The sequence below is a fragment of the Kitasatospora sp. NPDC054939 genome (assembly GCF_053610105.1).
The window spans coordinates 34,284-56,260 of sequence record NZ_JBSGXP010000013.1 but is presented as its reverse complement, the minus strand read 5'-3'; the positions used below and the strand labels follow the sequence as shown (position 1 = coordinate 56,260).

Annotated in this window: 17 protein-coding genes; 1 reads left to right on the top strand and 16 read right to left on the bottom strand. The window is 75.6% G+C overall.

From position 1 onward, the window contains the following. Nucleotides 1-133 precede the first annotated feature (133 nt). The 10 genes from ACWGB8_RS06290 to bldG form a co-directional block, all read right to left on the bottom strand. The gene (locus tag ACWGB8_RS06290; RefSeq protein ID WP_452210795.1) at nt 134-1,306 is read right to left on the bottom strand and encodes a hypothetical protein; all 1,173 of its coding nucleotides are present in this window, start codon (nt 1,304-1,306) and stop codon (nt 134-136) included. A 374-nt stretch (nt 1,307-1,680) separates the two neighbouring features. Then, nucleotides 1,681-2,892: a DNA polymerase III subunit delta' gene (locus ACWGB8_RS06285; protein ID WP_452210793.1), complete on the bottom strand. Its 1,212-nt coding sequence runs from the start codon at nt 2,890-2,892 to the stop codon at nt 1,681-1,683. 309 nt (nt 2,893-3,201) lie between these two features. Beyond that, nucleotides 3,202-6,855 carry a dTMP kinase gene (gene tmk, locus ACWGB8_RS06280; RefSeq protein ID WP_452210791.1) on the bottom strand — a complete coding sequence of 1,218 codons (3,654 nt, stop codon included), beginning with the start codon at nt 6,853-6,855 and terminating at the stop codon, nt 3,202-3,204. A 157-nt stretch (nt 6,856-7,012) separates the two neighbouring features. Then, nucleotides 7,013-9,877, bottom strand: coding sequence for a type I DNA topoisomerase (gene topA, locus ACWGB8_RS06275; protein ID WP_452210789.1), 2,865 nt, complete (start codon nt 9,875-9,877; stop codon nt 7,013-7,015). A gap of 438 nt (nt 9,878-10,315) precedes the next feature. Beyond that, the gene (locus ACWGB8_RS06270) at nt 10,316-10,645 is read right to left on the bottom strand and encodes a hypothetical protein (RefSeq protein ID WP_452210787.1); all 330 of its coding nucleotides are present in this window, start codon (nt 10,643-10,645) and stop codon (nt 10,316-10,318) included. Nucleotides 10,646-11,032: 387 nt separating this feature from the next. Then, nucleotides 11,033-12,574 (bottom strand): DUF7059 domain-containing protein, encoded by a 1,542-nt coding sequence (locus tag ACWGB8_RS06265; RefSeq protein WP_452210785.1) that lies wholly within the window; start codon nt 12,572-12,574, stop codon nt 11,033-11,035. A gap of 372 nt (nt 12,575-12,946) precedes the next feature. Then, nucleotides 12,947-13,687 carry a small secreted protein gene (locus ACWGB8_RS06260; RefSeq protein ID WP_452210783.1) on the bottom strand — a complete coding sequence of 247 codons (741 nt, stop codon included), beginning with the start codon at nt 13,685-13,687 and terminating at the stop codon, nt 12,947-12,949. Between the two features lie 97 nt (nt 13,688-13,784). Then, nucleotides 13,785-14,153: a cyclophilin-like fold protein gene (locus tag ACWGB8_RS06255; protein ID WP_452210781.1), complete on the bottom strand. Its 369-nt coding sequence runs from the start codon at nt 14,151-14,153 to the stop codon at nt 13,785-13,787. Nucleotides 14,154-14,558: 405 nt separating this feature from the next. Continuing rightward, complete coding sequence (locus ACWGB8_RS06250) at nt 14,559-14,978, bottom strand: ATP-binding protein (RefSeq protein ID WP_452210779.1); 420 nt, start codon at nt 14,976-14,978, stop codon at nt 14,559-14,561. A gap of 375 nt (nt 14,979-15,353) precedes the next feature. Further along, nucleotides 15,354-15,695 carry an anti-sigma factor antagonist BldG gene (bldG, locus tag ACWGB8_RS06245; RefSeq protein WP_148644090.1) on the bottom strand — a complete coding sequence of 114 codons (342 nt, stop codon included), beginning with the start codon at nt 15,693-15,695 and terminating at the stop codon, nt 15,354-15,356. Nucleotides 15,696-15,925: 230 nt separating this feature from the next. Between bldG and ACWGB8_RS06240 the strand changes: the two genes are divergently transcribed. Beyond that, nucleotides 15,926-18,358, top strand: a complete 2,433-nt coding sequence (locus tag ACWGB8_RS06240; protein ID WP_452210777.1) for a DEAD/DEAH box helicase — start codon at nt 15,926-15,928, stop codon at nt 18,356-18,358. A 134-nt stretch (nt 18,359-18,492) separates the two neighbouring features. On the opposite strand, the gene ACWGB8_RS06235 is transcribed toward ACWGB8_RS06240, so the two are convergent. From ACWGB8_RS06235 to ACWGB8_RS06210, 6 genes are all read right to left on the bottom strand, one after another. After that, nucleotides 18,493-18,993 (bottom strand): Rv3654c family TadE-like protein, encoded by a 501-nt coding sequence (locus ACWGB8_RS06235; RefSeq protein ID WP_452210775.1) that lies wholly within the window; start codon nt 18,991-18,993, stop codon nt 18,493-18,495. Further along, complete coding sequence (locus ACWGB8_RS06230) at nt 18,981-19,361, bottom strand: TadE family type IV pilus minor pilin (protein ID WP_452210773.1); 381 nt, start codon at nt 19,359-19,361, stop codon at nt 18,981-18,983. Before ACWGB8_RS06230 ends, ACWGB8_RS06235 begins: the two co-directional genes overlap by 13 nt. Nucleotides 19,362-19,422: 61 nt before the next feature. Further along, nucleotides 19,423-19,695, bottom strand: a complete 273-nt coding sequence (locus tag ACWGB8_RS06225) for a DUF4244 domain-containing protein (protein ID WP_452210771.1) — start codon at nt 19,693-19,695, stop codon at nt 19,423-19,425. Between the two features lie 70 nt (nt 19,696-19,765). After that, entirely contained in the window at nt 19,766-20,596 is an 831-nt protein-coding gene (locus ACWGB8_RS06220) for a type II secretion system F family protein (protein WP_452210769.1), read from the bottom strand. Beyond that, on the bottom strand, nt 20,593-21,744 hold the full coding sequence (locus tag ACWGB8_RS06215; protein ID WP_452210768.1) for a type II secretion system F family protein: 1,152 nt from the start codon (nt 21,742-21,744) through the stop codon (nt 20,593-20,595). Before ACWGB8_RS06215 ends, ACWGB8_RS06220 begins: the two co-directional genes overlap by 4 nt. A 6-nt stretch (nt 21,745-21,750) precedes the next feature. Continuing rightward, a complete protein-coding gene (locus tag ACWGB8_RS06210) occupies nt 21,751-21,909 on the bottom strand; it encodes a hypothetical protein (protein ID WP_452210767.1) in 159 nt (52 codons plus the stop codon). Between the last annotated feature and the right edge of the window lie 68 nt (nt 21,910-21,977).

Below are 21,977 nucleotides of genomic sequence, written 5' to 3'. Positions count from 1 at the left end.
GCGGTCGCGCATCTCCTCGTCCCCCTCGGATCGATCCCCCGACCTGCCCGGTGCCGGGCCCGGACGCCCGCCGGGGCGCCTGCCCGGCCCGTCCGGGGTACCGGGAAAGCGTAGTCCCCGGTGACGGGGCTGCTCAGGACGCCTTCGTCAGCGTGTCGCCCAGGTACTGGACGGCCTGCCGGACCAGCCGCAGCCGCTCGCGGTCCGGCGCGAAGTCCTGCACGTTGTCGGAGATCCGCACGTCGGCCCGGGCCACCGGTCCGGTGCCGCCGCGCAGTGCCGTCTGCAGCTTGCGGGCCGCGTCGATCCCGGCGGAGTCCGCCTTGGCCGCGGCGAGCAGCAGCCGCGGCACGGCGGTGGCGGCGCCGGGCTGGGCACCCGGGGCGGGCGCGTCGGCGCCGGTCCTGGCCAGGGCCGGCGCGTCGTACCGGCCGGAGACCGCGGCGGCGGCGCCGTACAGGTCCGGACGGCCGAGGCCGGCGGCCACCGCGCACGGCGCGCCGCTCTCCACTCCGAGGACGGCCCACGAGGCCGGGCCGGGCGGCAGCGTCCGGAAGGTGGCCGCGACCGTGGTGCGCAGCGCCGCGTCGTCGGCGACGGCCTGCGGGGCTGCGGCGAGCAGCTCGCACGGGTGGGCGGTGCCGGACGGCGCCTCGGGGGCGACCAGGATGAACGGCTTGGCCTTGCCGGTCTGGACGGCCGAGGCCAGGCCCTCGAAGACGTCCGGGACCTCGGTGTCGGCGGTCTTCCGCGGGGTGGCGGCGTGCATCACGATCACCGGGAAGCGGGCGTTCTGGTCCTTGGCGTACTGGGCGGGCAGCCAGACCCGCAGGTTGCGCGGGTGCCCGTCCGGGCCCGGGACAGCGGACTGCAGCAGCTCGCCGCCGCCGGGGTGGCCGACGCTGTCGAAGCGGCTGACCACGGGGGCGGCCGGGGCGGGGGCCGCGGCCGCGGGCACGGCGTTCGCGGCGGCCGGGGTGTCGGTCGGCGGGGCGGCCTGCCACGCGCCGGAGGCGGCGCCCGCCTCCTCGGCGGCGGCCCGGGCGGCGGCCTCGGCGGAGCGGTCGCGCCCGCTACCGGCGAGCGTCCCGAACGCCCCGAAGGCCGTCAGCACGGTGAGCACGGTGACGGCGACCCCGCACGCCATCGCACCGGCCGCACGCAGCAGCATCGGCCGCTGGTCGCCGGTCAGCTCGTAGGTCTCGGCGGCCCGCAGGTCGCGCCAGCGCAGCAGGGCGCCGCGCGCCAGCCAGACACCGCCGGCGGCGGCTGCCATCAAGGGAAGGGCGAGGAGCGAACGGAGCATGGGACGCACCACCTCGGAGGAGGGCCGGGGTACCGGGCCGGAGACCGGGTCGGCCCGGCGGTCCACGGCCCCGGGGTGTCGACCGGCGGCGGGGCCGGGTCCGGGGGCGGGTCCGGCGGGCCGGTCCAGAGGGCCTGCCCAGCGTGCAAGACGACCGCGCCGTCACACGCGGGTGTGCTCGGCGCGTACGGCCCGTTCACTCGAAGGAGGGACGGTGGGGTGGGGCGGGAAGCGGTACGGGCGCCGGGCGCGTCGCATCGCCCGCACGCCCGCCGACGGGCCTGGGGCCGCGGAGCGGGCCGACGGGCTCGGGCATCCACTGACGCACCCGCGCACCCGCGCCGTCCCGGAGTGGCCGCTCAGCCCGCCCGGACTCAGCCCGCCCGGAGCGCCACCGTCATCGCCTCGACCGCCAGCAGCGGGTCGACGTTGCGGTCCAGTGCCTGCCGGCAGGCCAGCACCGCCTCGATCCGGCGCAGCGTGCCCTCCGGCGGCCCGGCCTGGGCGACCCGGTCGAGGGCCTGGCGCTGGTCCTCGTTGGCGAGCGCGCCGGTCGAGCCGAGTTGCAGGGCGAGCACGTCGCGGTAGAAGCCGAGCAGGTCGAGCAGCGCGACCCCGAGGGTCTCGCGGCGGGTCCGGGTGGCCCGGCTCTTCTGCCGCTTCTCCAGTTCCTTGACCGCCCCGGCCATGCCGCGCGGGGCCTTGCTGCCCTCCGACGCGCCGTACGCGGCCTTCAGGTCGTCGGTCTCCTTGGCGTCCTGGGTCTCGGCGAGCGCCTCGGCGTCGGCCTTGGCGGTGTCGACCAGGCGCTGGGCGGCGGCCAGGCAGCCGCCGATGTCGCCGACCTCCAGCGGGATCCGCAGCACCTCGGCGCGGCGGGTCCTGGCCTGCTCGTCGACGGCCAGCCGGCGGGACCGCTCGACGTCGCCCTGCCCGGCGAGCGCCGCCAACCGGGCGGCGCCCGGGTCGACGCCGTCCCGCCGGACCAGCATGTCGGCGACCGCCTCGGCGGCGGGGGTGCGCAGCACCAGCAGGCGGCAGCGCGAGCGGATGGTCGGCAGCACGTCCTGCACGGAGGGCGCGCAGAGCAGCCAGACCGTCCGCGGGGAGGGCTCCTCGACGCCCTTGAGCAGGGCGTTGGCGGCGGCCTCGGTGAGCCGGTGGGCGGCGTCGACCAGGATGACCGACCAGCGCCCGCCGGTCGGGTAGCTGGAGGCGCGCAGCACCAGGTCGCGCATGTCGCCGACGCCGATCGACAGGCCGTCGGTGCGCACGTACTTCACGTCCGCGTGGCTGCCCGCCATCACGGTGTGGCAGCCGTCGCAGAAGCCGCAGCCGGGGGTGCCGCCGAGGGCGAGGTCCGGGCTGGTGCACTGGAGGGCCGCGGCGAAGGCGCGGGCGGCGGTGACCTGCCCGGCCCCGGGCGGGCCGGTGAACAGCCAGGCGTGCGTCATCAGCGAGGCGTTCCCGCCCGGCTCGGGTGCGGCTCCGCGGCCGGCGGCGGCCGTCGCCCCGGCCGCCCTGGCCGCCGCGGTCAGCTGCTCGACCACCCGCTCCTGGCCCACCAGGTCGTCCCAGACGGCCACTGCTCTCCTGCTCCCCGGCTCGGCCCGACGTGTTCGGTCGGGCGTGTCTCAGTACGTGCCCCGGTGCGTGTCCCGGCGTCGGTGCGTAGCCCGCGTAGCCCGCGTAGCCCGCGTAGCCCGGTGCGGGTGATCCCGGCGCTGCCCTACCGCACACCGCACCGACGGCGCCGCAGCCCCGCGGTCGAGCATACGTGGCCGCTGCGACACCCGGTCCGCCCTGCCGTCGGCGCACCCGCCGGGACGGCGACGGGCGGTGCCGCCGGGGTCTCCCCCGTACGGCACCGCCCGTGGTGTCTCGGACGTCCGGGCTCAGCCCCGGCGCCAGCGGCGGCCCTTGCCCTTGCCGCCCTTGCCCTCGTCGCCGGTCGCACCCGGTCCGCCCGCGGCGCCGCCGTCGGCCCGCGGGTCGCGCGGGTCGGCGTACGGGGCGCGCGGGTCCTGGGGGGCGGCCTGGCTCGGGCCGACCTGCTCCCAGCGGGACCACTCGTCGTGGGAGCCCAGGAGGGTGTCGGTCAGGCTCGGCAGGTCGTCCATCGGCGTCTCCTCGGCCCAGGAGGGCCGGGGGCGCGGCTCGGCGGCCGGCTCCTCCTCGACCACCGGCAGCTCGCGGGTGCCGTCGACCGGCTCGCTCCGGTCGGCACGCGGAGCGTCCTCCCGCCACAGCGCAGGCGGCACCCGGTCGGCGGACGCCCGGTCCGCAGGCGCCCGGTCGGCCGGCGGCTGTGCGTCCGGCCGGACCCGGGGCAGCGCGGTGGTCCGCTCCTCGGCCTCCGCGGGCACCCGCGGAAGGACGGCCGTCCGGTCCTCGTTCTCGGCCACGCGCGGCAACACGGCGGTCTCGTCCGCCGACACCCTCGGCAGGACCGCGGTCTCGTCGACCCCGGCCGCGCCGGCGGTCCGCGCCGCCCCGGCCCGGTGGTCGACCGCCCCGGCCCGGGCAGCTGCCTCGGCCTGCTCTGCGGCCCGGACGGCGGCCCGGCGGTCCCGCTCGGAGATCTCCTCGGTGGGCTCGTCGGGGCCCTTCACCAGCCGCAGCTCGGTGGTCACCTCATTGTCCGGAACGGGGGACGCCGCCGGGGCCGCAGCCGCCCGCGCGTCCGCCGCACGCCGGGCCTCGGCCCGCTCCGCCGCCGCACGTTCGGCAGCGACCCGCTCCGCAGCGGCACGTTCCGCGGCGGCCCGTTCGGCGGCGGCCCGTTCGGCGGCAATCCGCTCCGCCGCCGCACGTTCCGCAGCAGCCCGCTCCGCCGCAGCACGCTCCGCCTCCTCGGCGGCCGCGGTCGCCGCGGCCAGGGCGGCGGCCTGCGCCAGCCGGGCCTCCTCGGCCCGCTGGAGCGCCTCCTCGGCGCGGCGGCGCTGCTCCTCGCGCTGGAGTTCCCGCTGCCGCTGCAGTTCGGCCTGGGCGGCGGCCTCCTCGGCGAGCCGCTTGCGCTCGGCGGCCTCGGCCGCGAGCCGGGCCTCCTCGGCGGCGCGCAGCTTGGCCTCCTCCTCGGCACGCCGGCGGGCGTCCTCCTCGGCCTTCTTCCGCGCCGCCTCGGCGGCCTTGCGGCGAGCCTCCTCGGCCAGGCGCTCGGCCTCCTCCTTGGCGAGGCGCTCCTTCTCGGCCTGCTCCGCGCGCAACTGCTCCAGCAGTTCCTGGCGCTTGCGCTCGGCGGCCTCCTCCTCGGCCTTCTTGCGGGCCTCCTCGGCGGCGCGGCGGGCGGCCTCCTCACGGGCGAGGCGCTCCTGCTCCGCGCGGGCGGCCTTCTCCTGCTCGGAGAGCGGCAGCTCGCGGTCCAGCCGGTGGCGGATCGCGGTGGTGACGGAGCCGGGCACCTGGCTGCCGTCGACGACCAGGTAGCGGCCCGGGTCGGCGGCGGCGAGCGCGAGGAAGCCGGCCCGCACCCGCTGGTGGAACTCGGTCGGCTCGGACTCCAGCCGGTCCAGTGCCTCGGTGAACCGCTCCCGCGCCCGGGCCGGGTCGACGTCCAGGACGACGGTCAGGTCGGGCACCAGGCCGCCGGTCGCCCAGCGGGAGATCCGGGCGACCTCGGTGGCGGCGAGGTCGCGGCCGGCCCCCTGGTAGGCGATGGAGGAGTCCATGTAGCGGTCGGTGATGACGACGGCGCCCCGGGCCAGTGCGGGCCGGATGACGTTCTCGACGTGCTCGGCGCGGTCGGCCGCGTAGATCAGTGCCTCGGCGCGGTGCGAGAGGCCGGTGTTGCCGACGTCCAGGACGAGTCCGCGCAGCCGCTGGCCGACGGGGCTGCCGCCGGGCTCGCGGGTGAGCACGACCTCATGCCCCTTGCCGCGGATCCACTCGGCGAGCGCCTGGGCCTGGGTGGACTTGCCGGCGCCGTCACCGCCCTCCAGGGCGATGAAGAAGCCGGTGCCGGTGGTGCGGTGCGGCGGGAGGGAGGCGCCGCCGCGCAGCGCGTCCACCAGGTCGCGCCCGAACGGGGCGGTGCCGCGCCGGTCGTCGGTCCGCACCAGCACCACGGCGGCGAGGACGAGGGTCAGCAGGCCGGCGGTGCCCACCGCGAGGGCGGCCCCGCCGTGGACGAAGGTGAAGGAGCCGGGCTGCTGGGCGCCGTACTCGACCTCGCCGTACGCGGCGGCGATCAGCGGCACGAGGACCAGCGAGGTACCCACGACGGCCCGCAGCACCGCGTACAGGTGCTCGGTGACCTTGGGCAGCCGGACCTCCTCGACCTCCTGGGCGAGCAGGGTGCGGCCGGTCTGGATCACGATCCCGGCGGCCAGGCCGGCCAGCACGGTCAGCAGCAGCACCAGCACGAAGTCCAGCACCAGGCCGGCCAGGATCAGCGCCACGCCCTCGGTCACCAGGGCGAGGGCGAGCAGCCGGCGGCGGGAGAGCGCGGGCAGCGTGGCCCGGGTGGCGCGGACGCCCAGCGCGGGCGCCCCGGCGGCGGCGAGCACCAGCAGGCCGTAGCCGATCGGACCGGAGCTGTGCTCGACGGCGGTCAGCAGGGCCAGCGCGGCGACGCCCGCCATCGTGGCGTACCCGGCGGCGACCGCGAAGGTGAAGAACGGGGCCGAGCCGGTGCGGCCCTTGCGCAGGGCCGGGCCGGGGGTGGCGTCGGTGGGGGCGCGCAGGCCCTGCAGCGGGGAGTGCGGCACGGCGGTGACCGGGCCGACCGGCAGCTGCTGGAGGTGGCCGCGGACGGCCGCGACCGCGAAGGCGGCCGCCGCACCGAGCGCGGCGCAGGTGGTCTGGTGGGTGCGCAGCCAGTCCGGGCCCAGGGCGGCGAGGACGTTGTTGAGGAGGGTGAGCCCGATCAGCGCGGCGGCGCCGAGCGGCACGGTGGCCCAGCCGGTGCGCAGGTCCAGCAGGCGCACGGTGTCGAGCTGGGCCGCGGAGGGGCGCTGCTCGGCGGCGGGCGCGTGCGGGTCGGCGGGCGGCAGCAGGCCGGGGACGGCCGCCGCCGTGGCGGTCGCCGCGATCCGCTCGGCGGCTCCGGTCACGAAGACGGTGGCCAGCAGCACGCAGGTCGCCGCGCCGGAGGGGCGCGGGCCGGAGCCGAGCCAGACGATCCACCAGGGGGCGATGCCGATCAGCAGCGCGCGCAGCGCGTCGGTGCCGACCAGCGTCCACCGGCGGTCGAGCCGGGTGGTCAGCAGCCGGTGGACCGGGCCGAGCAGGGCGGCGCCGAACAGCACGGTGGCGAACACCCGGACGGCGAGCACCGCGGCGATCGCGAAGGCCAGGCTGCGCGGCAGGTCGCCGAACTGCCGGCCGGCGACGGCCGCGGTCACGGTGAGCGCGAGCAGCACCAGCAGCCCGAGCCGGTCGGCGACGCCGCCGATCAGCCGGGTGGTCCAGAGCCTGCGGTACGGGCGCAGCCGCAGCAGGGCGCGGGCCCGCTCGCCCGGGGTACCCGCGGGCGCGACCTCGGGCAGGTCTGGGGTACCGGCTCTGCCCGCCGCGGCGGCGCCGGCGGTGGGCTGCTCCTCACTCGTCATACCGTCAGCGTAGCGGTCGACGGTTGCCGCGAACGGGTGAGCGGGCCCGCCGGGGGCCGGTCATTGCAGGGTTGTGACGCACGGGCACCGCCCCTCCCCCGAACGGCGCCGGGCCCGCCTCCGGAGGGAGGTCGGGCCCGGTGCGGCCGACGGGCGATCAGCCCTCGTCGGTGGTCGCGCTCTTGCTCGCGGCGGCCTTCTTCGCCGTCGTCGTCTTGGCGGCCGCCTTGGTCGCGGTGGTCTTCTTGGCCGCGGTCTTGGCGGTGGCCGTCTTCTTGGCGGCGGTCTTGGTCGCCGTCTTCTTGGCGGTCGCCTTCTTGGCCGGGGCCTTCTTCGCCGTCTTCTTCACCGGGCCGCGGGCCCGCTTCTCGGCGAGCAGCTCGTAGCCGCGCTCCGGGGTGATGGCGGCGACGTCGTCGTCCTTGCGCAGCGTCGCGTTGGTCTCGCCGTCCGTCACGTACGGGCCGAAGCGGCCGTCCTTGACCACGACCGGGCGCTCGCTGACCGGGTCGGTGCCCAGCTCGCGCAGCGGCGGCGCGGCGGCGGCCCGGCCGCGCTGCTTGGGCTGGGCGTAGATGGCCAGGGCCTCCTCCAGGGTGACCGTGAACATCTGCTCCTCGCTGGTGAGCGAGCGGGAGTCGGTGCCGCGCTTGAGGTACGGGCCGTAGCGGCCGTTCTGCGCGGTGATCTCCACGCCCTCCGGGTCGACGCCGACCACGCGCGGCAGCGACAGCAGCTGGAGCGCGTCCGCCAGGGTGACGGTGTCCAGCGCCATGGTCTTCAGCAGCGAGGCGGTCCGCGGCTTGACCGCGTTCTTGCCGGTCTTGGGCGTGCCCTCGGGCAGGATCTCGGTCACGTACGGGCCGTAGCGGCCGTCCTTGGCGACCAGCATGTTGCCGCTGACCGGGTCCGGGCCCAGCTCGAAGTCCCCGCTGGGCTTGGCCAGCAGTTCCTCGGCCAGCTCGGGGGTGAGCTCGTCCGGCGGCAGCTCGTCCGGGATGTCGGCGCGCTGACCGGGCTCCTCGCCCTCCTTGCCGACCCGCTCGACGTACGGGCCGTAGCGGCCGACCCGGAGCACGATGTCGTCGCTGACCCGGAACGAGCTGATCTCCCGGGCGTCGATCGCGCCGAGGTCGGTGACCAGCTCCTTCAGCCCGCCGAGGTGGTCGCCGTCGCCGTTGCCGGCCTCGGCGGCGCCGCCGCTGCCGGCGTCGCCCTCGCCGAAGTAGAAGCGCTTCAGCCACGGCACGGACTGCGCCTCGCCGGCCGCGATCCGGTCGAGGTCGTCCTCCATCCGGGCGGTGAAGTCGTAGTCGACCAGTCGGCCGAAGTGCTTCTCCAGCAGGTTGACGACCGCGAAGGAGAGGAAGGACGGGACGAGCGCCGTCCCCTTCTTGAAGACGTAGCGGCGCCCGATGATGGTGTCGATGATCGAGGCGTAGGTGGAGGGGCGGCCGATCTCGCGGTCCTCCAGCTCCTTGACCAGCGACGCCTCGGTGTAGCGGGCCGGCGGCTTGGTGGAGTGGCCCTCGGGGTTGAGCTGCTCGGCGGAGAGCGGGTCGCCCTCGGAGACCTGCGGCAGGCGGCGCTCGCGGTCGTCCAGCTCGGCGTTCGGGTCGTCCGCGCCCTCGACGTACGCCTTGAGGAAGCCATGGAAGGTGATGATCTTGCCGGAGGCCGAGAACTCGGCGTCCCGGCCGTCCGCCGCCCGGCCGCCGACCCTGACGGTCACGGACTGCCCGACCGCGTCCTTCATCTGGGAGGCGACGGTCCGCATCCAGATCAGCTCGTACAGCCGGAAGTCGTCACCGGACAGGCCGGTCTCGGCCGGGGTGCGGAAGCGGTCGCCGGACGGGCGGACCGCCTCGTGCGCCTCCTGCGCGTTCTTGACCTTGGAGGCGTAGGTGCGCGGCGCGTCCGGCAGGTAGTCGGCACCGTACAGCTGGGTCACCTGCGCCCGGGCCGCGGTGATCGCGGTGTCCGAGAGCGTGGTGGAGTCGGTACGCATATAGGTGATGAAGCCGTTCTCGTACAGCTTCTGGGCCACCTGCATGGTCCGCTTGGCGCCGAAGCCCAGCTTGCGGCTGGCCTCCTGCTGCAGCGTGGTGGTGCGGAACGGCGCGTACGGCGAGCGGCGGTACGGCTTCGACTCGACGCTGCGCACGGCGAACGAGGTCTGCTCCAGGGCGGCGGCCAGCGCGCGGGCGGCCTGCTCGTCGAGGTGCAGGGTGTTGGCGCTGGTGCTGGCGCCCTTCAGCCTGCCGTCCGGACCGAAGTCGCGGCCGGTGGCGATCCGCTTGCCGTCGACGGCCACCAGGCGGGCGCCGAAGCTCTCCGGGTTGGCGGCGTCCGCGGCGGTGCGGCCGGTCGCGAAGGTACCGGTGAGGTCCCAGTACGAGGCACTGCGGAACGCCATCCGCTCGCGCTCGCGCTCGACCACCAGCCGGGTCGCGACGGACTGCACGCGGCCCGCCGACAGCTTCGGCATGACCTTCTTCCACAGCACCGGCGAGACCTCGAAGCCGTAGAGGCGGTCGAGGATGCGGCGGGTCTCCTGGGCGTCGACCAGGCGCTGGTTCAGCTCGCGCGGGTTGGCCACGGCCTCCTGGATCGCGGTCTTGGTGATCTCGTGGAACACCATCCGGTGCACCGGCACCTTGGGCTTCAGGACCTGCTGCAGGTGCCACGCGATGGCCTCGCCCTCGCGGTCCTCATCGGTGGCGAGGAAGAGCTCGTCGGACTCCGCAAGCAGCGACTTGAGCTTGCTGACCTGCGACTTCTTGTCCGCGTTGACCACGTAGATCGGGGCGAAGTCGTGGTCGACGTCGACCCCGAGCCGGCGCACCTCACCGGTGTACTTGTCCGGCACCTCGGCCGCCGTGCTGGGCAGGTCCCGGATGTGCCCGACGCTCGCCTCGACGATGTAGCCGGGGCCCAGGTAGCCCTTGATCGTCTTCGCCTTGGCCGGCGACTCGACAATGACGAGTCGCTGTCCGTGCGCGGTCTCGCTGCTCGGGGACACCTTCGCTCTTCTCTCCCGGTCGTTATGTGAGCTGGTCGGCGCGGGCAGCACGGGCTGCGCTCCGCCCGACCCCTCCACCGTCCCGGGGGCCGCCGCTGTACGACGACCCCACCAGCGGAGTGTGACCGTACCCCGGCCACCCTTGTCAAACGGACGGATCCCTCTTTTTCACCGGCAAGGCCGACCGACGCCACTCGAACGGTAACCCGATGATGGAGGTTCGTGCCGCGTGAAGGGGGGCTTCGGCGGGTTTAGGGGGATGGAATGACGGATTTCAAAATCTGTCAACGGGATATCGCTGTCCGTCAACGGGCGACTGCCACCGGTCAGCGGGTGGTGATCGGGGGTGGTGGGCGCGTCCCTCCGTCCGGAGGGTCAGGAAGCTCAGGGGGGTCAGGAAGGCCCGGAAGGCCCGTAAGGCCAGGAAGGTCAGGAAGGTCAGAGCCCGACCGCGAGCAGGCAGCAGCCGCCCGCCAGGCACGCGGCCCCGAGCGCCGTCCACAGGAGGTCCGCGACCGCGGCCCGGCCGGTCTCCCCGGCCGCCAGTACGACGCGGCTCGGCCGGCGCGGATCGTAGGCCACGTCCACCGCGGTGCCCGGCGCGAAACGCACGGGCCTGCGCAGCGGGGTGTGCCCGCGCGGACGGGCGAGCACCACCTCGCCCCGGCCCGTACCCGCACCCCCGACCGAGGCGAGCACGGGGAAGGAGAGCAGCGGCGAGCTGTCGAGTTCGCCGAACGCGTCGGACTCCGCGACCACTCTGGCCACCACCGGCACCCCGCGACGGCGCACACGGTGGCGAAGGCGCACTTCGGCGGCGCACCAGAGAAGAAGTGCGCCGCCGAAGAGAACGAGCACGCCGCCGCTCAGCACTGCCGTCGTCGTCTCCACCCCGCGAGCCCCCACCCTTGTCCACAGCCTGTGGACAGAGCCTCACAGTCCCGGACCAACGACGGACAGCCCCTCGGCAACGGCCGGACGAAGCGGGGGCTACCGGAAGGTGAACCGGCCGGGCCAACGACCGGCCGGACCGGGGGCCTCGCAGACCCCGGCCCTCAGCGCTCGGCCCTCAGCTCGCGGCCCTCAGCTCGCGGGCCTCAGCTCCTGGCCCTCAGCTCCTGGCCCTCAGCGCTCCTGGACCTCAGCGCTCGGCCTTCAGCCCTCCGACCGGACCGGGTCGATGAACCCCTCCTCGGTGAGCAGCCGCAACGACTCCGGCACCCGGTCGCGCAGCGCGACGCGGTCCTCCCCGATCAGCTGTGCGATGGCGTCCACGATCTCCCCGGCCGACAGCGTCCCGTCGCAGACCCCGACGAACCCGGCACCCACCGTGTCCACCTTGGTCGCCCTCCGCATGCCGCGGTTGTGACGCAGGATCACGTGCTCCGGGTCCTCCGCACCGGGGGCGCCGACCTGCTCCTGGACCACCTCGTCCGCCAGCACGTACCGGGCCGCGAGCAGCCCCGCGTCGTCGTGGGTGCGCAGGAAGTCCTGCCGGGCGAACCACTCCTCGATGTGCGGGCCGAGCGGCTGCTCCACCGGGTGCGGCCACTCCTCGATCCGTACGGTCGGCCGCTCGGCGCCGCTCGCCCGCAGGGTGATCCAGCCGAAGCCGATGCCCTCGACGCCGTTCGCCTCGAAGGCGTCAAGCCACTCGCCGTACCGGGCCTGGTAGTCGCCGCCGGGCCCGCGGTGGTCGCCGCCGTCGCGCAGCCACAGCTCGGCGTACTGGGCGACGTCCTGGACCTCGCGCTGGACGACCCAGGCGTCCAGGCCGGTGCCCGCGACCCAGCCGGCCAGCCGGTCGTGCCAGTCCTCGCCCTTGACGTGCTGCCAGTTGGCCAGCAACTGGCAGTGACCGCCGGGCTCCAAGTGGGCGGCGGCGCTGCGGACCAGGCTGCGGCAGAGGTCGTCACCGGCCATGCCGCCGTCACGGTAGGTGAAGCGGCCGGCCGGCGAGATCACGAACGGCGGGTTGGAGACGATCAGGTCGAACTTCCGCTCCCCCACCGGCTCGAACAGGCTGCCCGCCGCGGTGTCCGTGTTGTCGAAGCCGGACAGCGCGAGGGTCAGCTCGGTGAACCGCAGCGCCCGCGGGTTGAGGTCGGTGGCGGTCACCCGCTGGGCGTGCCGCGCCGCGTGCAGCGCCTGCACACCGGAGCCCGAACCCAGGTCCAGGGCGGCCCGGACGGGCCGGCGCACGGTGATGTTGGCCAACGTGGTGGACGCGCCGCCGACGCCGAGCACCAGCTCCCTGCGGGCGATGCCGTGCGCCGTCTCCCCCGAACCGATGCCGCCGGCACCGCCGACCGCGCAGCCCAGGTCGGAGACCACCCAGGCGTCCGAACTCGGCAGGCCCGCCACCTCATTGGCGTACGGGCGGACGTCCACGGTGGCGCGCACCAGCTCGCCGTCGGAGCGCAGCCAGCCGTCGGCGAGGCAGTCCTCGACGGGCAGCGCGGCGGCGGCCGCCCGGTACGGCACGGGCTGCTGCAGCAGGAAGAGCCGCACCAGCGTCTCCAGCGGGCTGCCGCCGCGGGTCGCCCGCAACGCCGGTACCGCCTCGCTGCGGGCCAGCGCCGCGTAGCCGGTGGGCCCGAGCAGGTCGAGGCAGCCGTCGGCGGTGAACGCCGCGGCGAGCAGCGCCTCGCGGAACTTGGCGAGGCGGGTCGGGTCAAGAACGGGGCTACTGGTCACCCCGCCATTGTCTCGCGCCGCACCCGTCCGGCCCGCCCACCGGGCCCGCCGGGCGGGCCGCAGTACGCATCGGCGGGACGCAGTGCGCATCGGCAGGACGTCGGTGGGGGCTCGGTGGGACGTCGGCGGGGTCAGGTAGAACGTCGGTGGGAGCTCGGTAGGACGTCGGTGGGAGCTCGGCGGGCCCCGGTGGGTTTGCCGTACGACGTGACGGGCTGTGGCGGGCCCAGGGGCCGTTCCCGGGCCTGCGAGGCTGCGGACCGGTGCCGGAGTGCCGGTCCGTGGGCGCGGGCGGCACCCGTACGGTGCGCCCGCGCCCCGGAACCGGCCCGCCCCGGGACCGGCCCGCCCCGGGATCAGCCCGCCCCGGGATCAGCTCGCGCTGGGCGCGGGCGAGGACGGGGTGCCGGACGCGGCGTCCGCCGAGCCCGACGGCGCGGGGGTGGCGGCCGGGGAGCCCGCGGCGTCGGTCGCCCCAGTGGACGGGCTCGCACCGCCGGCGTCCGCACTCGGCGCCCCGGACGGGGCCCCGCCGGTCGCCGCACCGCCGCCCGGCGCCGGCGACGCCGTGCTCGGCTTGCAGCCGTCCTGCTTGGCCATCGCCGACCCGAGGTCGCCGCGCTGCAGCTTGGCCTGGGCCTGGGTGGAAAGCGAGGCGAGCGCCTGCAGCTGGTCGGCCACGCTCCGCAGGCCGTCCGCGAACTTCGACTGGTCGTCGCCGGACAGCCCGTCCAGCTTCTTCTGGACCTCCAGGTAGCCCTCGGCCGCCCGGTTCAGCTCGGAGACGGTGTCCTTGCGGAGGGCCTCGCCGTCGGCGACCTTCGGCGCACCCGCCTTGTCGATGGCCTCGGCGATCTGCTGGTTGGTCTTGGCGAGGCGCGCTATGTCGGCCGAGAGGCGCTTCTTCAGGTCGGCGGGCGCCTCGCCGGTCCTGACCTGCCCGGTGTCCGCGAGGGCCGCCTGGGCCTGCGCGATCGGGTCCTTGGCGGCGCTGCAGACGCTTGCCGCCCAGCCGTTCAGCTGCTTGCTGTTGTCCTCGTCGCCGCCGCAGCCGACGGCGCCGAGTGCGAGCAGCGCGCCGAGCGCGGGTACGGCCAGCAGTCGCTTGTTCACCGGGAAGAGCCCTTTCGGTTTCGGTCGTCGAACTGCGAACCTACACGGCCGCAACCCGCTCCCGGTTCCCTGCCCGGACCCGCGCCCGGCCCGCGGCTCAGGCCCGCTCCACCCGGATCGGGTCACCGGGCCGGACCGTGCGCAGCACCTCGGCACTGCCGTCCAGCACCCCGAGGACGTTGCACGGGCCGGCCAGCCGGCACTCGCCGTCGCGCGAGATCGGCGTCGGCCCGTACGGCAGCGCCAGGCTGTCGCCGTCCGTCCAGTACGCCACCGTGCCGGGTTCGACGACCTGCCGGGCGCCGTCCTCCCTGGGCACGCTGACCGGCGTCGAGAAGTAGACCTCCTCGCCCCAGGTGCTGGCCGTCGAGGAGATCGGGAGCGCGGCCCAGAGCGCGGCGGTGGTGGGTGTCGCGTCGAGCGTGGCGGTCGTCTGCCCGGCGGGCCACAGGATGCGTATCCGCATGGGGTTCCCCATTCTGCGATCAGGTCCGCGCAGTACTGAGACCGCTCGGACCCGGTCGTGCCGAGAGCAGAGAACCCCCGCCTTCAACAGTTTGTCAACCCAGGGCGGGGGCGGAACCGGCCCGGACCATCGGCGGCGCCGGACACCGGTGGCTCGGGGGCGCGGCCGGCACCGGGGCAGGGGCTCGGGGCGGGGCTGGAGCTGGAACCAGGGCTGGGCGGGGCTGGGACTGGAGGTCGAGGCTGGGACTGGGGGCCGGAAGCTGGGCTGGGCTGGGCGGGTCTGGGCCCCGGGCAACCGAAAGCCGACGACCCGGCGGGGAACCCGCATCGGGCCGTCGGCCACGAACAGTTACAGAGGTGGGCGCGCGAGCGACGTGATCCCCTGGGCAGAACCCGTGGGCGCTCAGACCGCCAGCGCGTCGACCGAGACGGGCCAGCTCATCCGGATCAGGCCGCCGACCGAGCCGTTGGTGACCTCCAGGTCCTCCACCAGACCGGTGATCACGGCCAGTCCCAGGGTGTCCTCCTCCGGGTCGCCGCCCTCGGCGGAACCGGAGGACGGGACGACGACCGGACCGGCCTCGTCCTCGACCTCGATGAGGAAACGCTTCTCCTGATCGGTGAGCGCCACCCGTACCGCGCCGGTGATGCCACCGCGCTGGTGCAGGCCCACGGCCCGGGAGCACGCTTCGCCCACGGCGAGCCGCACCTCGTCGAGCACCGACTCGTCGACCCCGGCCCGTCTGGCGACCGCCGCGGCGACCAGCCGGGCCGTACGGACGTGCTCGGGAAGTGCGCTGAATCGAAGTTCGACGGTTGCCATCTCTCCCCCTCCTCGGGGTACTCCGACCAGGGCCGCCGCGCCCGGACAGGGCTGCGGCTCCCCGGACGCATGAGACCGGACGCCAAGGCCCGGCACTGCTGCTCCGGCGGACACGACCGACGCGACCGACCCACGGACCCGCACGGACTCGGCGGCCTGCTCCACCAACGGAGGTCCGCACCAGCGACCCCGGGAGTTCCCGGGAGCCGACAGCACCTCGCGGACCGACCCGGGACCGACCCGGAATTCGGCCCGGACGGCGCAGTGCGCCCCGGACCGGGGCGACGACGCACCGGCCGGCGGGCCGGAAGGCCCCGCCCGCCGACCGGTGACGTCAGTCGGTCGTCAGTCGGTTGATCGTCAGTCGGTCGTGTGTCAGTCGGTCGAGTTGACCGCGTCGTCCACCGAAGTGTGAATGGGGAAGACCTTGGTGAGACCGGTGATCCGGAAGATCTTCAGAATGCGCTCCTGGTTGCAGACCAGGCGCAGCGAACCCTCGTGGGCACGCACCCGCTTGAGACCGCCCACCAGGACGCCGAGACCGGTCGAGTCGAGGAAGTCCACACCCTCCATGTCGACAACCAGGTGGTAGTTGCCGTCGTTGACGAGCTCGACCAGCTGCTCCCGCAGCTTCGGGGCGGTGTACACATCGATCTCACCGCCAACCTCGACGACCGTGCGATCGCCGACAGTACGGGTCGACAGGGACAGGTCCACGGAACCTCCAGCACCTTGCCTTGCTACGTCATTGCGATCCCGGCCCGGTGGCCGCCACCGCATGGTCGCGTCCGGCCGTCCTGCCCGGGCGCGCTCAGCCGATGCGTGGCAAGCCTCAGCGCTGCGACCCCGGCCGTACGGCCGTCACGGCCACATTCAACCACCTGTGACCATGCCCGCACGATGGCTTACAACGATTCTCCGTCACGCCGGTGACACACTGGGTCCTCATGCCGCCCCGTCACAGCCTGCCCGAGGCACTGCTCACGACCCTGTCCGCCACCCGGGGGCGGTCCGACCGGCTCACCCATACGGAGCACCTTCCCGCCCGACCTGCCCGTTATTCGCCGTGGCCCGATTCCATCCGGCCCGAGATCGTGGCGGCGGCCCGGGAGCTCGGGGTGGAACAGCCCTGGACGCACCAGGCAGAAGCCATGAACCTGGCCAAACGCGGTCATTCTGTGGTGATCGCCACAGGCACCGCCTCGGGCAAGTCGCTGGGCTACCTCGCCCCCGTCCTGAGCGACCTGCTGGACGGCACCGAGGCCCGCAACGGCCGCGGCGCCACCGCGCTCTACCTCGCCCCGACCAAGGCGCTGGCCGCCGACCAGCGCCGCCGGGCCGCCGAACTCGCCCCGCCCCGGGTCCGGCCCGCGCTCTACGACGGCGACACCCCGCCCGAGGAACGCGAATGGGTGCGCCAGTACGCCTCGTACGTGCTGACCAACCCGGACATGCTGCACCGGGGGATCCTGCCCGCCCATGCCCGCTGGGCCTCCTTCCTCAAGACGCTCCGCTACGTGGTCGTGGACGAGTGCCACAGCTACCGCGGGGTGTTCGGCTCGCACGTCGCCCAGGTGCTGCGCCGGCTGCGCCGCCTCTGTGCCCGCTACGGCTCCTCGCCCGTCTTCCTGCTCGCCTCGGCGACCACCGCCGACCCGGCGGCCACCGCCCGCCGGCTCACCGGACTGCCCACCGAGGCCGTCACCGACGACGCCTCGCCGCGCGGCCCGATGGTCTTCGGGCTCTGGGAGCCGCCGCTGACCGAGAACGTCGGCGAGCAGGGTGCCCCGGTCCGCCGGACGGCCACCGCCGAGGCCGCCCACCTGCTGACCGACCTGGTCGAGAACCAGACCCGCACGGTGGTATTCGTCCGCTCCCGCCGGGCCGCCGAGCTCGTCGCCCTGCAGACCCAGGAACAGCTCGGCCGCCCGCTCGCCGACCGGGTGGCGGCCTACCGCGGCGGGTACCTCGCCGACGAGCGCCGGGCCCTGGAACGCGCCCTGCACACCGGTCGCCTCCTCGGGCTCGCCTCCACCTCCGCCCTCGAGCTCGGCGTCGACATCTCCGGCCTGGACGCCGTCCTGATGGCCGGCTACCCCGGCACCCGGGCGTCGCTGTGGCAGCAGGCCGGACGTGCCGGACGCGAGGCGCAGGGCGCCCTCGCCGTCCTGATCGCCCGCGACGACCCGCTGGACACCTACCTGGTGCACCACCCGGAGGCGCTGTTCGCCACCCCCGTCGAGGCCACCGTGCTCGACCCCGACAACCCGCACGTGCTGGCACCGCACCTGTGCGCGGCAGCGGCGGAGCTCCCGCTCACCGACGAGGACCTCGCGCTGTTCGGCCCCTCCAGCGGCCCGCTGCTGCCCGTCCTGGAACGGCGCGGCCTGCTCCGCCGCCGGGGCGACGCCTGGTACTGGACCCGTCGCGAACGGGCGGCCGACGCCGTCGACCTGCGCGGCAGCGGCGGCAGCCCGGTGCAGATCGTCGAGGCCGAGACCGGGCGGCTGCTCGGCACGGTGGACGCCTCGGCCGCCCACACGACCGTCCACACCGGCGCCGTCCACCTCCACCAGGGGCGCAGCTACCTCGTCCAGGACCTCGACCTCGACAACTCTGTGGCCCTGGTCGAACCGGCCGATCCGCCCTACACGACGGCTGCCCGCGACATCACCTCCATCTCCGTCCTCAGTACCGACACCAGCGTCGAATGGGGCGAGGGCTGCCTCAGCTTCGGCTCGGTGGAGGTGGTCAACCAGGTCGTCGGCTACCTCCGCAAGCGGATCTCCACCGGCGAGATCATGGGCGAGAGCAAACTCGACCTCCCGCCGCGCACCCTGCGCACCCGGGCGGTCTGGTGGTCCGTGACGGAGGACCAGCTGCTCGACGCCAACATCCCGCTCGACCAGTTGCCCGGCGCCGCCCACGCGGCCGAGCACGCCTCCATCGGCCTGCTGCCGCTGTTCGCCACCTGCGACCGCTGGGACATCGGCGGGGTCTCGGTGCCGCTGCACCCGGACACCGGGCTGCCGACCGTGTTCGTCTACGACGGCCACTCCGGCGGCGCCGGCTTCGCCGAACGCGGCTTCCACCGGGCCGCCCAGTGGCTGACCGCCACCCGGGACGCCATCGCCGCGTGCGAGTGCGAACGCGGCTGCCCGTCCTGCGTGCAGTCCCCGAAGTGCGGCAACGGGAACGACCCGCTGGACAAGGAGGCTGCCGTCCGGCTCCTGGACATCCTGCTCGCCGGCGTGCCGGGCGCGGAGACGACAGCCACGGCGGCGGGGACGAAGGCGGCGGCGAAGGAGGAGGAGGCCGCGCCAGAGGCACAGGGGTCGCCAGAGGCACCGGAGGCGGCCCCGCCCCGGAAGGGGAGCTGAGTGACCCGGCCGAGCAGGTGAGCGGGCAAGCCAGCAGGCAGGCGGTCCGGCCGGACGGGAGGGCCGGGCCGCCGAAGAGCTCCTCGTCGGCACCGAGGTCCTGCGGCGGCTCGACGGGGTGGGCGCCGCCCGGGCTACGGATCCGAGGCCCACTCCTCCTCCGCCGGCCCGGGTGCCCTGGCCGGGCCCGCGCGGGCCCTCGCCCGGGCCGGGCCCAGCAGCACCGGGATGCTGCGGGGAAGGCCCGTCACCGGAACCTCGACCACCACCTCGACGGCGTCCACCGCCGGCTCGACCGTGCACCGCACCAGGGCAGCCCGGTGGGCCCCCGCGATCCCGGCCGCGCGGGCGCACCCGCCGTCCGCGTCGAGGAGGAGCCGGTCGGCGGCGGCCAGCGCGGCGAGGTCGGCGGCCGACTCCGCCCGGTGGCGGGCCGCGACCACCGCCCCCAGGGCGAGCGTGGCTCCGAACACCGCGCACCCGAGCAGGCCGACGGCGAGGAGCCAGATCGTCGCCGAACCGCCGTCGGGCTGCCGCTTCCCCGGGTGCGCCGCACTCCGGGCCCGCTGCCCCGGCCGACGTAGCCGCCGCTGCCGGGGCTCCGGTCCCCGTCCCGGCCTCGTCAGGAGGGCCATGGCCCGGCACCCCCTGCCCCGGCCGGCGTGTCCTCCCGGGCTGCCACGGCCTCCGCGCCCAGCCGTACGGAGAGCACCGAGGCCAGTCGGCCCGGACCCGGACACGGCGCCTCCACCGTGACCCGTACGGTGCTCGCATCGGTCGCCAAATGCACCACGGCCCCCGGTGGCGCCGCCGCCCCGGCCAGGGCGACCGCACCCGTCTCGCCGCGCGCCGCCGCGCGGGCACCCACCCGCGCCGCGTCGACACACCGGATCTGTGCGGAGGCCGCCAGCACGGCCCACACCAGCAGAACGGCGAGCAGCACCAGTGCGGGCAGCGCCACCGCCGTCTCCGCCGTGGCGTAGCCGGCCTCCGCCGTGCTCACCTCGCCGATACCGCGGCGGCGGGGGCGCGAGGGCCGCCACCGCCGCGGCAAGGGCCTGCGGTCAGGCCGCACCGAGTGCCCGTTCCAGGACGCCGGTGAGGGCCGCGAGCACGGTGTCGCTGGTCACCACCTTGAAGAGCACGGCGGCCAGGGCGCAGGCCGCGACCGTGCCGACCGCGTACTCCGCCGTGGTCATCCCGGCGTCCGGCGCGCCTCCCCGTCGAGCCGCCCGGCGGATCCGGCCGGCCACCCAGCGTCCGCGTCGACGGCAGAAGCCGACCAGGTGGCGCCGGGGCGGGGCGGTTGCGGGCTTGGGGGCAGCGACTACGGCCATGGTGTGTCTCCTTTGCAGTGGTTCTTCGCGCTGCCCGGTGCCCGAGCACGCGAAGCCGGTCGATGGTGGTTCAGAGGTGTTGGCCGAAGGCATCGGTGAGGCCGAGGACCACCGGGGCGACGCCGATCAGCACGAACGCCGGCAGGAAGCAGAGGCCCAGGGGGGCCACCGCCAGGACGCCCGCCCGCCGGACCCTGGCGTGGGCCGCCCGGGTCGCCGCCGCGCGCTGTCCTTGCGCGAGGTCGGTGAGAGGGCCGCCCACGGGGGCGCCGCTGAGACTCGTCCGGACCAGACAGCGGGCCAGCGGCGCCAGGACCGGGTGCTGCTCTCCGACCCGGGCCCAGCAGACCTCCGGCGGCGCGCCGAGGGCCAGTTCGGCCGAGATGGCCGCCAGCACGGGGCCCATGGGGGCGTCGACGCTCCGGGCCACCGCCGCGACCGCGGCGGAGGGCGAGGCGGACGAACCCAGGCAGGCCGCCAGGAGTTCGGCGGTCAGCGGCAGTTGCCGGGCCAGCTGTTCCTCCTCCTGCTCGGCCAGGCGCTCCGCCGCAGAACGGGCCTTCGGCAGGCTCCGGCCGAGTGCTGCTCCGATCAGGCCTCCGACCACGAGTCCAGCGACGCCACCGATCAGCACCGCGATCAAGCCGCCCGCCGCGAGGCCCGCCGTCAGCGGCCCCCAGCGGCCCGCCGCACCGTGGCGATCGCCGCGGTGCCGCCCGCCGCACCTACCGCTGCGTCGGTCGAGGGCCCGCCGGTAGGGGCCGGACCTCGGCCCCGCTCGTTCCTTCCAGGCCGCTCTCCAGCGCCGCCTTCGGCGCACCGCCGCCGTTCGGTTCCCCACCAGCAGCGCGCCACCGAACGCGGCGGCTCCCCAGCCCAGGGCTTCGAGAATGTCCGTCATCGGGACAGCACCTCGGCTCGCCGGAGGCGGCGCTGGAGGGCTCCGTTGGGCAGCCCGGACCGGGCCCGGATGCGGGAGATCCCGCACCGCCGCCCGCCGGCCCCCTGCGCCGGCACGGACGGCTCCGACGGCTCCGACAGCGCCGACGGCCTGACCGAGACGGGCGCCACGGACTCGCCGGGCCCGAGGGCACCGCGCGAGGCCGCCCGAACGATGCGTCCCGTCCACAACAGCCCGGCCGCCTCCAGGCCCGCGCCCACGGCGAGCAGGAGCAGCCCCGCCGGGGTGTGGAGCAGGACGTCCAACGGCTGTGCCCCCAGTGCCCCGCCGAGCAGCAGACCGGCGACCGGCAGCACGGCCAGGACCGCGATCGTGGTGCGCGGCGCCGCGAGCTCGCCCTCGATCTCCTCGACCAGTGCCCGTTCGGCCCGCAGGGCGTCGGCCACCCGGTCCAGGGCCCTCGCCAGTGCGGCCCCGCTGTCGGCGGAGATCCGCCAGCAGGCCGCGATCGCGGTCGCCCCGCGGCCGCCGGGCAGTTCGGCGAGGAGCTGGAAGGCCGCGGGGACGTCCGCGCCGTACCGGCCCGCCGCCAGGCGGGCCACGGGCTCCTCCCCGAGGCTGCCCAGGACGGTGCGGTCCTCGCCGATCCGCGCGGTGACCAGGTGCAGGGCCTGTTCGGGCGTCGCTCCGCTGCGGAGTTCGGCGGCCAGGCCCGTGCAGAGGTCCACCACCGCCTCGGCCCGCTGCCGGGCCTGCGCAGCCACCCGGCGCTGCTGCCGGTGGCGGTGCAGGGGCAGGACCGCCAGCGCCGCGAGCACCGGCGGGACGAGGGAACCGGCGGCCCCTCCGAGCGCCAACCCGGCAGGCAGGAGCAGCAGTTCCGCGACCAGCCAGGCCGGCCGCCGACCGCTCCCGGAACGATCGCCCTTCCCCCGGGCGCCCCGCCGGACGCGAGCATCCGCGACGGCAGGATCAGCGGCGGCAGGTGGCGGCCACCAGGGGTCCGGCCCGGCACGCTCGCCCGCGACCAGCAGTCGGTACCGCCGCACGCCCGCCCGTCGCTGCACCGTGCTCCAACCGCCCAGTGCCAGGCAGCAGAGCGCCGCCACCCAGACCAGCTCGGCCTGCCGGATCGCCATGTCGTCCATCTCTTCTCACCGTCTCTTCCCGTTCCATGGTTCGAGCAGTACGAGGGCAGCGGCCAGGAGGAGCAGCAGCAGGACGACGAACATCCCCTCCACCTGCTGCGCCGTCACCGCCCCCAACTCCGCACCGTCCAACGCCTCCTGTGGCACCACTGCGGCACCGGCCACCGGACCGAGGACTCGACCCGCCCCGGACGCCGCGCCGGTCACCGGGCCGAGGGCCGGCCCCGCGTCGG